The organism is Vibrio sp. WZ-1 (assembly GCF_052037695.1).
GTDB lineage: Bacteria > Pseudomonadota > Gammaproteobacteria > Enterobacterales > Vibrionaceae > Vibrio.
The window spans coordinates 1-15,115 of sequence record NZ_JBQEQR010000052.1; the positions used below are offsets into that span (position 1 = coordinate 1).

The window sequence follows — 15,115 nt, forward strand, 5'->3', positions numbered from 1 at the left end:
CAAGCAAATCTCACCCTAAAGGGCCGCACTAAAGTGCGTTTGAATTTGCGAGCAAATTGATAAAGAATTTGCTTGGCGACCATAGCGATTTGGACCCACCTGATTTCCATTCCGAACTCAGAAGTGAAACGAATTAGCGCCGATGGTAGTGTGGGGCTTCCCCATGTGAGAGTAGGACATCGCCAGGCTGTAAATTTAGTTTTTACCTTTTTAAAGGTGAAGACAATAGTTAAAAAAGCCCGTTTGTAAAAACGGGCTTTTTTAGTCCTAAAGGGACATCTTGATGCTGATATAGCTCAGGTGGTAGAGCGCATCCTTGGTAAGGATGAGGTCCCCAGTTCGAGTCTGGGTATCAGCACCATTTATAATCAGAATTTTACTTGGCGACCATAGCGCTTTGGACCCACCTGAATTCCATTCCGAACTCAGAAGTGAAACGAAGTAGCGTCGATGGTAGTGTGGGGCTTCCCCATGTGAGAGTAGAACATCGCCAGGTTCTTATTTAGACTTCAAAGTCTGACCAATGCGGAGCGGTAGTTCAGTTGGTTAGAATACCGGCCTGTCACGCCGGGGGTCGCGGGTTCGAGTCCCGTCCGCTCCGCCACTTATTCAGACAAAGCCCTAGCAGAAATGCTAGGGCTTTTTCGTATTTGCTATATTATTTCGGTCTATGACTAATTAGTCCCGCTCGTGTGCGAGTCCAATTAAGCGCAGCCTGACCGCTAGCCGCTTATTCAGGCAAAGCCCTAAGCTGTACCTCGCAGCTATTCCTCCACACGTAAAGCTTCTCATCAATTGGGTAGACTTAGGTAGTAAATCTAGCCGCCTCCTTCACTTCATCAACTTAGCTATAAATCGCTACCTTTGACAGGTGATTTAAGATGTTTTTGATTACTTGTAATAACAGTAGATACTCTTGGACTAATCCTGCTGATTCTAATTAACCGCTGCTGCACGTTTTTGGCTCGACTTGATATTTTCTACTTGTTTAAAGCTCACATGTAATAAATCGAATTAGGCATAGATTTTCCTCATGTAGATACAAAAAAGGCAGCCTATTGGCTGCCATAAAATATGATGGGACAAGTGTCACTCTTGAGAGGTTACAGAATCTTTCGTTTTATTCGATTCTTCTTCAAGTAATCGCTCAGCCGCTTTTGCCTTTTCTATCATAGGTGTGATTGTCGAACCTTGGACGAGTATAGAGAATACAACAACCGAGTAGGTCATAACTAAGATGATCTCTTTTACATCAATTAGCTTGTCCGGAATCACCCAAAAACCAGATGGTATAGACAATGCCATTGCAAGTGCCAGCCCACCTCTTAAGCCTCCCCAAGTAAGAATCTTGATAGACCAAGGGTTATATTTTCGGTATCGCTTAAATCCGATATAGGAGATAAATACACTTAAGTATCGAGCTGTAAGTACTAACGGTACGGATATCGCCATCATGATCCAGTCTTCTTTATGGAACTCGAACAGCAGCATCGACATACCTATTAGTAGGAATAACACACCATTTAAGAATTCATCGACAAGCTCCCAGAAGTGGTCTAGATGATCTTCACTTTCTTTAGAGAAACCAATAAAGCGAGTCCAGTTACCAATCATGATGCCCGATACAACCATCGCAAGTGGACCTGATACATGTAGGTACTCTGCAAAAGCGTATCCAGCAGTTGGGATACCAATGGTCAACAGTAGCTCCATTGAATGATCATCAGTTGCACTGATCAAGTAGTGGAATAGTAGGCCTAGCGCAAAGCCGTAGACGATCCCTCCAATTGCTTCTTGGATAAATAGAAGAGTTACACTTCCTACTGTAGGAGCTTCCGTTCCAAAAGCAATAGTAAATAGAGTTACAAAGATGACGAGACCAAAGCCATCGTTGAATAGTGACTCCCCTTCTATCTGAGTCGAAATTCGTCTTGGAGCATCAAGTTTTTTAACAATCGCGAGCACGGCGATTGGGTCAGTAGGCGAGATAAGAGCGCCAAACAATAAACAATAAATCAGATCAAATTGGATACCGATCAGGCTGCAAAAGCCATAGAGAACAAAACCTATGAAAAAAGTCGAGAAGAGCGTTGCGCCCAAGGCAAGAACCGTAATCTCCCATTTTTGATCTTTGAGATTTGGGAGTTTAATCCCTAATCCTCCCGCAAAGAGGAGGAAACCCAATATCCCCTTGAGTAGAAAGTCTTCGAAGTTGATTTTCGTAACAGTCTCAGTAGCTATCTCTGTCAAATGAAACCAGTTATTTTGACCTGCTATCAGAATAAGGAGAGAAAGTACCATTGAACCGGCGGTAATTGCGATGGTAGTTTGCATCTTTCCTATCTTGCTGTTTACAAAGGCAATAATCATTGCTGCCGCAGATAAGAAGCATAAGGTATGGTAGACCGACATAGAGCTCTCTATTTGTAACAAATTATGAATGGAATTTTCGGACGATGTTGACCAAATAGCAAACATTTTTTCGTGATATTACGGTAAGAAAGAATGGAGACAAAATAATCAGCAATTCTCATTTTAGACGTCTAGACTCCTTTAATTTGTATGATAGGATGGAGAGATAACTAAAGGAATGAGGCTGTACTGTGGGAAGTAATGTAAGACAACAGATTGAAGCTCAATTAAAGCAACGTATCTTGCTTATTGATGGTGGCATGGGCACCATGATTCAGGGATACAAACTTGAAGAGCAAGACTATCGAGGAGAGCGCTTTGCTGATTGGCATAGCGATCTAAAAGGCAACAACGATTTGTTGGTGCTCACTCAGCCTCAATTGATTAAGGAAATTCACAGCGCTTACTTAGAAGCTGGCGCAGATATTCTTGAGACCAATACCTTTAACGCGACGACTATTGCGATGGCTGACTATGAAATGGAAAGCCTGAGTGAGGAAATCAACTATGCAGCTGCAAAGCTTGCTCGTGAAGCCGCTGATGAGTGGACGGCAAAAACGCCAGATCGTCCGCGTTACGTTGCGGGTGTGCTTGGTCCGACAAACCGTACTTGTTCTATCTCCCCTGATGTAAATGACCCTGGCTATCGTAATGTCAGTTTTGATGAACTTGTTGAGGCTTATTCTGAGTCCACTCGTGCACTGATCAAGGGTGGTTCTGATCTTATTCTGATCGAGACCATCTTCGATACGCTTAATGCCAAAGCTTGTGCCTTTGCGGTTGATAGCGTTTTCGAAGAATTAGGCATCGAATTACCAGTTATGATCTCTGGTACCATTACCGATGCTTCTGGTCGTACGCTTTCTGGTCAAACAACAGAAGCCTTTTATAACTCTCTTCGTCATGTAAATCCAATTTCATTTGGCTTGAACTGTGCGCTTGGCCCTGATGAGCTGCGTCCGTACGTAGAAGAGCTTTCTCGTATTTCTGAATCTTTTGTTTCTACTCACCCAAATGCTGGTCTGCCGAATGCCTTTGGCGAGTATGACCTTTCGCCGGAAGATATGGCAGAACATGTTAAAGAGTGGGCTGAGAGCGGTTTCCTAAACCTAATTGGTGGCTGTTGTGGTACGACGCCAGAGCACATCCGTCATATGGCAATGGCAGTTGAAGGTGTTAAACCTCGTGATTTGCCTGAGCTTACGGTAGCTTGTCGTTTGTCTGGTCTTGAACCTCTTACGATTGAAAAAGAGACACTGTTTATCAATGTGGGTGAACGTACTAACGTTACTGGTTCTGCTCGATTTAAACGTCTGATCAAAGAAGAACTCTATGATGAAGCGCTAGAGGTCGCCCGACAACAAGTTGAGAACGGCGCTCAGATCATCGACATCAACATGGATGAAGGCATGTTGGATGCAGAAGCCTGTATGGTTCGATTCCTAAACCTATGCGCATCTGAGCCTGAGATCTCCAAAGTTCCAATCATGGTCGACTCTTCTAAATGGGAGGTCATCGAGGCGGGTCTGAAGTGTATTCAGGGCAAGGGCATCGTGAACTCCATCTCTTTGAAAGAAGGCAAAGAGAAGTTTGTTGAGCAAGCAAAACTGATTCGTCGATATGGTGCTGCAGTTATCGTTATGGCGTTTGACGAAGTTGGTCAGGCAGAAACACGTGAGCGTAAGTTAGAAATCTGTACTAATGCTTATCGTATTTTGGTTGATGAAGTCGGTTTCCCTCCAGAAGATATCATCTTTGACCCGAACATCTTTGCTGTTGCGACGGGTATCGAAGAGCACAACAATTATGCCGTGGATTTTATCGAAGCGGTTGCCGACATTAAGCGCGACTTGCCTCACGCGATGATCTCTGGTGGTGTGTCTAACGTTTCCTTCTCATTCCGCGGTAATAACTACGTTCGTGAAGCGATTCACGCGGTGTTTCTATACCACTGTTTTAAAAATGGTATGGACATGGGCATCGTTAATGCGGGTCAGTTGGAAATTTACGATAACGTTCCTGATAAGCTGCGTGAGGCGGTAGAAGATGTGGTTCTTAACCGTCGTGATGATTCGACCGAGAGGCTACTTGATATTGCAGCAGAATACGCAGGTAAAGGCGTTGGTAAAGAAGATGCTTCTGCACTTGAGTGGCGTACCTGGGCGGTAGAAAAACGTCTAGAGCATGCGCTTGTTAAAGGCATTACTGAGTTCATTGTCGAAGATACTGAAGAAGCTCGCCTTAATGCCTCTAAGCCACTTGAAGTCATTGAAGGTCCATTGATGGACGGCATGAACGTGGTGGGTGACTTATTTGGTGAAGGTAAGATGTTCCTTCCTCAGGTAGTGAAATCAGCGCGTGTTATGAAGCAGGCAGTAGCTCACCTTGAACCGTTCATCAACAAAGAGAAGCAAGCGGGGTCTTCCAACGGTAAGATTTTGTTGGCTACGGTAAAAGGCGATGTTCACGATATCGGTAAGAACATTGTTGGTGTAGTACTGCAATGTAATAACTACGAGATCATCGATCTTGGCGTAATGGTGCCATGTGAGAAGATCTTGAAGGTAGCGAAAGAAGAAAACGTCGACATCATTGGCCTGTCTGGTTTGATCACCCCGTCTCTCGATGAAATGGTGCATGTGGCGAAAGAAATGGAGCGACTTGATTTCGACCTTCCACTTCTGATTGGTGGTGCGACAACATCAAAAGCGCATACGGCAGTTAAGATTGAGCAGAACTACAAGAACCCTGTAGTGTATGTGAACAATGCTTCGCGAGCGGTTGGTGTATGTACTTCATTGTTGTCTGATGAACTTCGTCCTGCATTTGTAGAAAAGTTGGATGAAGATTACGTTCGCGTTCGTGATCAGCACAATCGTAAAAAGCCACGTACTAAACCTGTCACTTTAGAAGCAGCACGAGCGAACAAAGTCGCGATTGATTGGGATAAGTACACACCTCCTGCTCCTGCGAAGCCGGGTATCCATATTTTTGATGACTTTGAAGTGTCTACTTTGCGTAAGTACATCGACTGGACGCCTTTCTTTATGACTTGGTCGTTAGTCGGCAAGTATCCAACAATCTTTGACCATGAAGAAGTGGGTGAAGAGGCTCAACGCCTGTACAAAGATGCTAACGAACTACTAGATCGTGTTGAGCATGAAGGGTTACTCAAAGCACGCGGTATGTGTGGTCTGTTCCCTGCCGCGAGTGTCGGTGATGATATTGAAGTTTACACTGACGAATCGCGTACAGAAGTGGCAAAAGTACTGCATAACTTGCGTCAGCAAACAGAGAAACCAAAAGGCTTCAACTACTGCTTGTCTGATTATGTTGCACCAAAAGAGTCTGGTAAGCACGATTGGGTTGGTGCTTTTGCAGTAACTGGCGGTATTGGTGAACGTGAACTTGCTGATGAGTACAAAGCGCAAGGTGATGATTACAATGCCATCATGATTCAAGCAGTAGCGGATCGTCTGGCGGAAGCATTCGCCGAGTATTTACATGAGCGTGTGCGTAAAGAGATTTGGGGTTACGCTGCTGATGAAGAGTTGTCGAATGAAGAATTGATTCGTGAGAAATACCAAGGCATTCGACCAGCTCCGGGTTACCCAGCATGTCCAGAGCATACTGAAAAAGGGCCGCTTTGGGAGCTAATGAATGTTGAAGAAAACATTGGCATGTCACTAACATCGAGCTATGCGATGTATCCAGGAGCGTCCGTATCGGGTTGGTACTTCTCACATCCAGATTCTCGTTACTTTGCGATCGCACAGATCCAAGAGGATCAGCTGCAAAGTTATGCTGATCGTAAAGGTTGGGATCGGATCGAAGCGGAGAAGTGGTTGGGTCCAAACATTAACGGCTAACTAGACCATTTAGAAACTAAAAGGGCTGCCATGTGCAGCCCTTGTTTATTGGTGAATTAAAGCATTTTTATTGCTCAAATAATTCAGTATGCAGTTTTTGGATCGCTTGGCGAGATACGGACTCGTGGACAAGGAAACACAGGTTATGAGGGCTTGCTCCGTAACAGATCATACGTAGGTTGAAGTCTTCTAGCGTGCCAAATACTTGCTTCGCATAGCCTTTGCTTTCACTCATGTTGTTACCAATCAGAGCGACGAGGCATAGGTCGTGTTCCACTTCTACTTTACACAGTTCTTCAAGCTCTTCACGTGCCGCTTGTGGCAATTGAGGAGCACCGCCAGACGTGTCTGTTTGATCGAGAGTGAGTGACACACTGATTTCAGATGTGGTGATTAGATCAACAGAGATTTTGTGCTTCGCTAGGATCTCAAATACTTTAGCTAAGAAGCCGTACGCGTGGAACATGTTAGCACTGCGTAGAGTTACCATAGTTTGGTTACAGCGCAGGGCAAGTGCTCGGAATAAAGGTGAACTTTCTACTTGGTGGCGGATCCATGTGCCGCCTTTTTCCGGCTCTTTAGACGACCCAACGAAAACAGGGATATCGTGACGAAGTGCCGGAACTAGTGTTGAAGGGTGCAGGATCTTTGCCCCGAAGTTTGCCATCTCTGATGCTTCGCTAAAGCTGATCTCTGGAATCGGTGCTGCTTTTGAGGCGATACGTGGGTCTGTGGTGTAAATGCCCGGAACGTCGGTCCAAATCTCTAGACCTGCTGCTTTCACACCTTCTGCAATCAATGCTGCACTGTAGTCACTGCCGCCACGACCAAGAGTAGTGGTGTTACCTTCTTCATCTGAGCCAATAAAGCCTTGAGTGATAACCACGTATTCTTGGCAAAGTGGAACCAACTTTTCTTGGGCGAGTTGCGAAATTGTCGCGATACTTGGTTCAGCTCGACCAAAGTTTCCATCGGTTTTTAATACGTCGCGAATATCAAAACGAGTCGCGTTTACGCCACGCTCACGCATTAATTGTGTAAGGATGTGAGTCGACATTAATTCGCCACAAGCGACCAAATGGTCGGTTAGTTTGGTGCTAGCTTGGATAGAGGCTGCTTCCGCTAAGCTAGTGACAGTATCTAGAATGGCATAAACTTCTGTCGCGGCTTCGGTTGCATTATCGAGTTGGGACAGAATGGATTCATGAATATCTGCTAATTTCTGCAGTACTTCCGCACGATGTTCTTGGTCTTGGACACCGTTTGCCAGTTCAACCAAAAGGTTGGTGACACCTGAGCAAGCGCTGCTGACGACAAGACGAGTATTTGGGTTGTTTTCTATGATGGTGGAGCAACGGCTCATTGCCTCAAAGTTGGCAACACTGGTTCCACCGAATTTCGCTACGTTAAATGCGCTCACTGCGTTCTCCCACGACTTCCTAAAAAAATAACAACAATTAATAATTGGTTGCCCAACACATCCAATGTTTGGTGAGGAAAGGAACAGAGCAAATAGAGAGGTAGTTAGAATGTAATTTAAAATTTACCCTCAGAAGCTCTTCATCAAACGGCGCTGATGACAGTTGATGGGACTCAACCCAAGTCAACCGACAAGTCAAATCCTGCAACTTTGACTTACCTCGGCACTACTCCCCCTGAGTGATTGGTATTGGAATTGCGGCTCCACAAATCACCTGCCTGGGCAGTGCTCCTCTTCTGCATAAAGCTTAAACATTGAACGGTTTTGCTGTCACATTGTCAACCAATATCTCAACCATTATGAAAGTTTTTATTAACGAATTTGTGACAGTGGTTTGACCTCTATACTTAGGGCTAATTGCCGATAGAGGAAAAATCTATTAGGGTGAAAAGTTCGATACCTGAGCCAACCTTTTGAATAGATCTTTTATAACGCTCAGAATGAATGACTGCAATCAAGGAGCTGACATGCCGATCCAAAGCTTTATTCCCCCACACCGTATTTTGATGGGGCCTGGTCCCTCTGATACTCCACCTCAGGTTTTACAAGCGCTAAGCCGTCCAACAGTTGGTCATCTAGACCCGCTTTTTATTGCAATGATGGATGAGCTAAAACAGTTGCTTAAATATGCTTTCCAAACTGAAAACGAGTTCACCATCGCAGTATCTGCACCAGGTAGTGCGGGTATGGAAACGTGCTTCGTCAATTTGATCGAAAAGGGCGACAAAGTCATTGTCTGCCGTAATGGTGTTTTCGGTGAACGTATGCGTGAAAATGTGGTTCGTGCTGGTGGTGAAGCGCTTATCGTCGATGATGAGTGGGGCACGCCTGTATCGGTCGATAAAGTTGAAGAAGCGTTAAAGCAGAACCCTGATGCTAAGATTCTTGCTTTTGTTCATGCTGAAACATCGACGGGCGCGGTAAGTGATGCTCAAGCCTTGGGTAAACTCGCGAAGCAATATGGTTTGTTATCGATCGTCGATGCCGTGACCTCGCTTGGTGGTGTGCCCCTTAAAGTCGATGAGTGGCAGTTAGATGCTGTGTATTCTGGCAGCCAAAAATGTTTGTCGTGTGTACCTGGCTTATCTCCAGTCACACTTTCTCCTGCAGCCATTGAGAAGATTCAATCTAGGACGACACCGGTTCAAAGCTGGTTCTTGGATCAAAGTCTAGTGTTAGGTTATTGGAGTGGACAAGGTAAGCGCAGCTACCACCACACAGCGCCGGTGAACAGTTTGTATGCCCTGCATGAAGCTCTACTTATCCTTAAGAATGAAGGTTTAGAAAATGCGTGGGCGCGTCACCAGTTAATGCATGAGAAGCTCAAAGCTGGTCTACAAAAACTTGGTTTTGAATTCGTGGTAGAAGAAGAGTATCGACTACCGCAATTGAACGCGATTTATGTCCCTGAAGGAATTGATGAAGCAAAAGTGCGTAATCATTTACTTGAAACTTACAACTTAGAAATCGGTGCCGGTCTTGGTGCTCTGGCTGGCAAAGCATGGCGAATTGGTTTGATGGGTTATGGTGCTCGACCTGAAAACGTGGCTTTGTGTTTGCGAGCTTTAGAAGAGTCGCTAACTGAATAAATCGCCTCGGTATGAGATAAAGAAAAGCGAAGGTTATTCCTTCGCTTTTTTGTGTTTATTGCTTAGTACCAGACGTTGGTGTTGGTGAGGCTGAGATAGCCTGAGAAGGAGGCTGGTAATTGACGCTACTGAAATCAATTTTAGGGAACAAGAACTGCGCTTCTGCACGAATTTGTTCAGATTTACTTGTGTCATCCAACCCTTGATATGCCAGTATCAGATTGTTGTAAAACGCTGGTCGTGGCTTGTCTTTAATGATCTCCAATGACCAATCAATGTAAGGCTGAATTAAGGTTGGATCTTGCTTGTATAAGCCGATGTTTAAGAAGGTGCTGTACACATCCCAATCGAAACGATCTTTCCAGACCACTGGGTTCGTCACCTGATTCAAGATATCCGGATTGGTTGGACGCGTGGTTTCAAACTTGGTTAAGACGTAGTTGGTGTGCAATGCGCTAACCATATAGAAAGTAAACACGGCTGGAATGACGAGGCTACAAACTCGCAATAAACTTTTGGTTACTTTGCTAAACGGAGCTTGGCGGTAACGAGAAACTCGTTGGTCGACCCAATAAAGCAGAATCACAAAGATCAGCCAATGCACCAATGAATGATAGAAGGGGTATTCTAATTGCGAGTGCAGCACGATTGGAATAAACAGTGCCAGCAGTGCTAAGCGAGTACCACGTTTGGCTTGGTAGATGCGATATAGCACTAACGTCATTGCCAAAAAGATACCCAAAATTGGCAACAGTCCACCTTCTACTGCCCAATACAATAGCTCATTGTGCGGATGGTCCATAGACGGTAAACCTGCAGGGTAGTTGTCATTCAGTGCATGTTGGTGTGCAGTGTACAACATGTATTCCGATTCAAACTTACCGTAACCGTACCCAGTAAATGGCTTCTCAATTACCATATCCAATGTTTGTGGGAAGGTATATGCACGTGGTGATTCCATGTTCACCTTTTCGCTGGCTAATCCGTTACCGTCAGGAAAGGCGATTTGCATGATTACAATTGACAAGACTAAGCCCGTAGCCATCGCTATTGCCCAGCGAGTGAATCTCGCTTTAGTAGCAAAGCGGTACATGTATGGTATGACAAGTAAGATGGCGATGATGGAAGCCAACCAGCCCGTTCGTGATGCTAATGCAACAATAAGCGGAAGAGTCAGTACAGGTACAGCATAAAGTAGGTAAATATCGCTTAGTTTTCGTGAATATTTATAAGGTTGTCGAACAATCAGGTAACTTGCGATAACTAAGCCAGTAGCAAGAAAGCTCGCCATGACATTGGGTTGTTGGAAAATACCATAAGGTCGGTTAGCTATCGTGTCGTATCCGAATATATTTCCCGGCTTAAGGTAAAGATATTGGACTAAGCCGAAAATCGCCTCTATAACAACGGCGAGAACAATAAGCCACAACAAACGTTGGCGGTGCTTGTTACTAAAATGGAACTGCTGCAGTAGCACAAAGAACAGCATGCCGCACCAAAGACCAATCAGTTTATTGGCTGCAAGCGCACTATCTGCACTCGGATAGAGGATTGGCAGCGTCATGATGATACAGCTAATCAATAGACCAATCGTTAATTTGGAATACCGCAATACACGGTTGGTTGCAAGTTGGTAGCAACCAATGCCAAGTGCAAAGCTGAACGCAATCCAAGTGGTTGCGTTGAAAGACAGCGCAAGACCAGAGCCTCCTGGATTTGGCATAAAGAAGTGCATCGCCAGCAGAAAAAGTCCTGCTAGCGCGATGAGAAACTTGCGATTAAGAGGAACTTGTACTTTACCTGGAGAAAGCTTGGTTCCACTGACGTGTATAGTAGCCATAGTTATTGTGTTGTTTTGAATGAAAAAGACCAGCAATGGCTGGTCTTTGTACTTTACCTGTTTTTTTTACTTCAATATAGGTTTGAGGAAGCGAGCTGTGTGCGAACCTTCGATCTGAGACACATCTTCCGGTGTTCCTTGCGCGATGATATCTCCACCTCCTTGGCCACCTTCCGGTCCTAAGTCGATAATCCAGTCTGCTGTTTTTATCACATCGAGGTTATGTTCAATGACGACAACGGTATTTCCGTGGTTGCGCAGACGATGTAATACAGTCAATAGTTGTTGGATATCGTGGAAATGCAGACCTGTTGTCGGCTCATCCAAAATGTACAAGGTTTTTCCGGTATCACGCTTAGACAGTTCTCTTGCCAGTTTTACGCGCTGAGCTTCACCACCAGAGAGAGTGGTTGCGGCTTGTCCTAAACGAATGTAAGACAAACCAACGTCCATTAACGTTTGCAGTTTACGAGCAATGGCAGGCACTGGGTCGAAGAAGGTACGGGCGTCTTCTACCGTCATCTCCAGCACTTCATCAATAGTTTTGCCTTTGTAACGTACTTCAAGTGTTTCGCGGTTGTAGCGCTTACCTTTACATACATCACAAGGCACGTAGACGTCTGGTAGGAAGTGCATTTCAACTTTGATTACGCCATCACCCTGACATGCCTCACAGCGACCACCACGTACGTTAAAGCTAAAGCGACCTGGTTTGTATCCACGAGAACGAGACTCTTGTGTGCCTGCGAACAGTTCACGAATTGGAGTAAAGATACCCGTATAAGTCGCTGGGTTTGAACGTGGCGTACGACCGATAGGGCTTTGGTTAATATCGATAACTTTATCGAAGTGCTCCAGACCCTTGATTGATTTGTATGGTGAAGGATGCGCTGTCGTTGCACCGTTCAACTGAGTATGAGCAATCTTAAAAAAGGTATCGTTGATCAGGGTTGATTTACCTGAGCCTGATACGCCCGTAATACAGCTAAACAAGCCCACAGGAATCGATAGGTCAACATTCTTTAGGTTGTTGCCGGTCGCTCCAAGTAACTCAACGGTTTTCTTGGGATCGCGTGGTGTACGTTCTTTTGGTACTGCAATCTCTTTCGCACCACTTAGGTACTGACCTGTCAGAGAGTTCGGGTTGGCGATGATATCTTCCATCGTACCTTCCGCAACTACGTTACCACCGTGTACTCCAGCACCAGGGCCGATATCGATCACGTGGTCTGCACAACGAATCGCATCTTCATCGTGCTCAACTACTAATACTGTATTGCCTAGATCTCGCAGGTGGGTCAACGTTTTCAATAGACGTTCGTTGTCACGCTGGTGGAGACCAATCGATGGTTCATCCAGAACGTACATTACCCCTACTAGACCTGCACCAATCTGACTTGCTAAGCGAATACGTTGCGCTTCACCACCCGAGAGGGTTTCAGCACTGCGTGATAAATTTAGGTAGTTCAAACCAACGTTAACTAAGAATTGCAGGCGGTCATTGATTTCTTTCATCACTTTTTCAGCGATTTGGGCACGTTGACCTTCTAGTTTTAAGGAGTGAAAAAACTCCAATGCATCGGCAATACTGAGTTCAACAATCTCTGGCAATGTTGTATCGGCGATAAACACATTACGAGCTTCAAGGCGCAGACGCGTACCGCCACAGCTTGAACAAGATTTAGTAGAGATGTATTTCGCAAGCTCTTCACGTACTGAGTTAGATTCGGTATCGCGGTAACGGCGCTCAAGTGTATTCAGGATCCCTTCGAAAGGATGACGCTTAACGCGAATGTCACCACGATCGTTGATGTATTTGAATTCAACTTCAGTACGCCCAGAACCTTTTAGAATGACGTCTTGGGTTTTCTTCGCTAAGGAATTAAACGGAACATTAAGATCAAAACCATAGTGTTCTGCTAGTGAAGACAACATTTGGAAGTAGTAATAGTTCTTTTGATCCCAACCGCGAATAGCACCTTGTGCCAAGCTAAGTGTTTCATCCTGAATTACTCGGCTAGGATCGAAATACTGCTGTACACCTAAACCATCACAAGTACCACAAGCTCCGGCTGGGTTGTTGAACGAGAATAAACGAGGTTCAAGCTCTTGCATGCTGTAACCACAAAGTGGGCAGGCAAAATTGGCTGAGAAAATCACTTCTTCGCCGTCGCCGTCCATCGGAGCAACAACGGCAATACCACCAGAAAGCTCTAGTGTAGTTTCAAACGATTCAGCTAAGCGTTGCTGTAAATCTGGACGCACTTTAAAGCGATCCACAACCACTTCAATAGTATGTTTTTTGTGTAGTTCAAGTGTCGGTGGATCGGAAAGGTCGCAAGTTTCACCATCGATGCGTGCACGAATAAAGCCTTGAGCAGCTAGGTTCTCTAGTGTCTTAACGTGCTCACCTTTACGATCTTTCACGATTGGTGCGAGGAGCATCATTTTACTGCCTTCTGGTAGCTCTAAAACTTTGTCAACCATTTGACTTATGGTTTGAGCGGCAAGAGGCGTGTGGTGAGTAGGACAACGAGGTTCCCCAACTCGTGCGTAAAGTAGGCGCAAGTAATCATAGACTTCAGTGATGGTACCTACGGTTGAGCGAGGATTATGCGATGTTGATTTTTGCTCAATAGAGATCGCTGGAGATAAACCTTCGATATGGTCAACATCTGGTTTTTCCATAAGAGACAAAAACTGGCGCGCGTAGGCAGATAGAGACTCTACATAACGTCTCTGGCCTTCTGCATATAAGGTGTCGAAAGCGAGAGACGATTTACCAGAACCACTTAAACCGGTGATAACTGTCAGCTTATCGCGGGGGATCGTAAGGTTGATGTCTTTGAGGTTATGGGTGCGGGCACCGCGAACTTCTATTTTATCCATCGTTTTTGCTCTATGTATAACCAAGTCACGCAAGTATTACATAGTGTGAGAAATGTGCAAAGAAATACTGGACAAAAAAACAGTAAAATAAAGCCCGGCATTAAGCCGGGCTTCATAATCAATAGTTTGGGTGTGATTACGCTTCTTTCTTAGTCGCGTGTTTACCTAGCTCAGACTTCTTTTCGTCTTTTAGGTATAGGTTTTCAAAGCAGTAGTTTGTTGCTTCGATGTAGCCTTCTACGCTACCACAGTCGAAACGTTGGCCTTTGAATTTGTATGCCAGTACACAGCCCGCTTTTGCTTGCTTAAGTAGTGCGTCAGTGATTTGGATTTCACCACCTTTACCTGGTTCAGTGTTTTCGATCAGTTCGAAAATATCTGGAGTCAGGATATAACGCCCGATGATTGCTAGATTGCTTGGTGCAGTACCTTGCTCCGGCTTCTCTACCATGTCGTCTACGCGATAGATGTCATCTTTGATCATCTCACCAGAGATAACACCGTACTTGTGCGTTTCTTCTGCAGGAACCTCTTGAACTGCGACGATTGAGCAACGGAACTGTTTAAACAGTGCGACCATTTGAGCTAATACGCCTTCTTCTTCGTTTACACAAAGGTCATCAGCAAGCACAACAGCAAATGGTTCATCACCTACGAGTTCTCGACCAGTCAGGATCGCATGGCCTAGACCTTTCATCTCGCGCTGGCGGATGTAGGTAAAGTTTGCAGAGTCAATGATTTCACGGATATCAACCAACAGTTCTTCTTTGTTGGTGCCGCTGATCTGATGCTCCAGCTCGTAGTTTTTATCGAAGTGGTCCATGATCGAGTGTTTACCACGACCAGTAACGATGCACATACCATTCATACCTGCTTGGATAGCTTCTTCAACGCCATATTCAATCAGTGGTTTATTCACTACTGGCATCATTTCTTTGGGCATAGACTTGGTTGCTGGAAGGAAACGAGTACCGTAACCAGCTGCAGGAAACAGACACTTTTTAATCATTGGGGGTTATATCCTTTCTTATGTGTA

Annotated in this window: 7 protein-coding genes, 2 tRNA genes, 2 rRNA genes and 1 riboswitch; of the genes, 6 read left to right on the forward strand and 5 right to left on the reverse strand. The window is 45.0% G+C overall.

What is annotated here, in order from left to right; translation table 11 throughout:
* Positions 1-71: 71 nt before the first annotated feature.
* The 4 genes from rrf (ACTS60_RS03610) (at position 72) to ACTS60_RS03625 (ending at position 604) form a co-directional block, all read left to right on the forward strand.
* Positions 72-188, forward strand: a 5S ribosomal RNA gene (gene rrf, locus ACTS60_RS03610).
* A 97-nt stretch (positions 189-285) separates the two neighbouring features.
* A tRNA-Thr gene (locus ACTS60_RS03615) sits at positions 286-361 on the forward strand.
* A gap of 18 nt (positions 362-379) precedes the next feature.
* Positions 380-496: ribosomal RNA gene (gene rrf, locus ACTS60_RS03620) — 5S ribosomal RNA — on the forward strand.
* A 31-nt stretch (positions 497-527) separates the two neighbouring features.
* Positions 528-604 (forward strand) — tRNA-Asp (locus tag ACTS60_RS03625).
* A gap of 485 nt (positions 605-1,089) precedes the next feature.
* On the opposite strand, the gene ACTS60_RS03630 is transcribed toward ACTS60_RS03625, so the two are convergent.
* Entirely contained in the window at positions 1,090-2,412 is a 1,323-nt protein-coding gene (locus ACTS60_RS03630; RefSeq protein WP_440887165.1) for a cation:proton antiporter, read from the reverse strand.
* A gap of 191 nt (positions 2,413-2,603) precedes the next feature.
* Here ACTS60_RS03630 and metH point away from each other — a divergent pair, with 191 nt between their 5' ends.
* Positions 2,604-6,281 (forward strand): methionine synthase, encoded by a 3,678-nt coding sequence (metH, locus tag ACTS60_RS03635; RefSeq protein ID WP_440887166.1) that lies wholly within the window; start codon positions 2,604-2,606, stop codon positions 6,279-6,281.
* Between the two features lie 67 nt (positions 6,282-6,348).
* Here the strand turns inward: metH and lysC are convergent, their stop codons facing one another.
* Complete coding sequence (gene lysC / locus ACTS60_RS03640) at positions 6,349-7,701, reverse strand: lysine-sensitive aspartokinase 3 (RefSeq protein ID WP_440887167.1); 1,353 nt, start codon at positions 7,699-7,701, stop codon at positions 6,349-6,351.
* Positions 7,702-7,826: 125 nt separating this feature from the next.
* Positions 7,827-8,005: riboswitch (Lysine riboswitch) on the reverse strand.
* 223 nt (positions 8,006-8,228) lie between these two features.
* On the opposite strand from lysC, the gene ACTS60_RS03645 reads away from it, so the two are divergent.
* On the forward strand, positions 8,229-9,350 hold the full coding sequence (locus ACTS60_RS03645) for a pyridoxal-phosphate-dependent aminotransferase family protein (RefSeq protein ID WP_440887168.1): 1,122 nt from the start codon (positions 8,229-8,231) through the stop codon (positions 9,348-9,350).
* Positions 9,351-9,405: 55 nt separating this feature from the next.
* Here ACTS60_RS03645 and ACTS60_RS03650 read toward each other — a convergent pair whose 3' ends face one another.
* The 3 genes from ACTS60_RS03650 to galU form a co-directional block, all read right to left on the reverse strand.
* Positions 9,406-11,190 (reverse strand): PglL family O-oligosaccharyltransferase, encoded by a 1,785-nt coding sequence (locus ACTS60_RS03650; RefSeq protein ID WP_440887169.1) that lies wholly within the window; start codon positions 11,188-11,190, stop codon positions 9,406-9,408.
* A 66-nt stretch (positions 11,191-11,256) separates the two neighbouring features.
* On the reverse strand, positions 11,257-14,079 hold the full coding sequence (gene uvrA, locus ACTS60_RS03655; protein ID WP_440887170.1) for an excinuclease ABC subunit UvrA: 2,823 nt from the start codon (positions 14,077-14,079) through the stop codon (positions 11,257-11,259).
* 136 nt (positions 14,080-14,215) lie between these two features.
* Entirely contained in the window at positions 14,216-15,088 is an 873-nt protein-coding gene (gene galU / locus ACTS60_RS03660) for a UTP--glucose-1-phosphate uridylyltransferase GalU (protein WP_440887171.1), read from the reverse strand.
* Positions 15,089-15,115 lie beyond the last annotated feature (27 nt).

Excerpts from the sequence above, each read along its gene's own strand:
- uvrA (WP_440887170.1), bottom strand. The coding sequence starts at position 14,079 with ATGGATAAAATAGAAGTTCGCGGTGCCCGCACCCATAACCTCAAAGAC.
- ACTS60_RS03630 (WP_440887165.1), bottom strand. The coding sequence starts at position 2,412 with ATGTCGGTCTACCATACCTTATGCTTCTTATCTGCGGCAGCAATGATT.
- ACTS60_RS03650 (WP_440887169.1), bottom strand. The coding sequence starts at position 11,190 with ATGGCTACTATACACGTCAGTGGAACCAAGCTTTCTCCAGGTAAAGTA.
- galU (WP_440887171.1), bottom strand. The coding sequence starts at position 15,088 with ATGATTAAAAAGTGTCTGTTTCCTGCAGCTGGTTACGGTACTCGTTTC.
- ACTS60_RS03645 (WP_440887168.1), top strand. The coding sequence starts at position 8,229 with ATGCCGATCCAAAGCTTTATTCCCCCACACCGTATTTTGATGGGGCCT.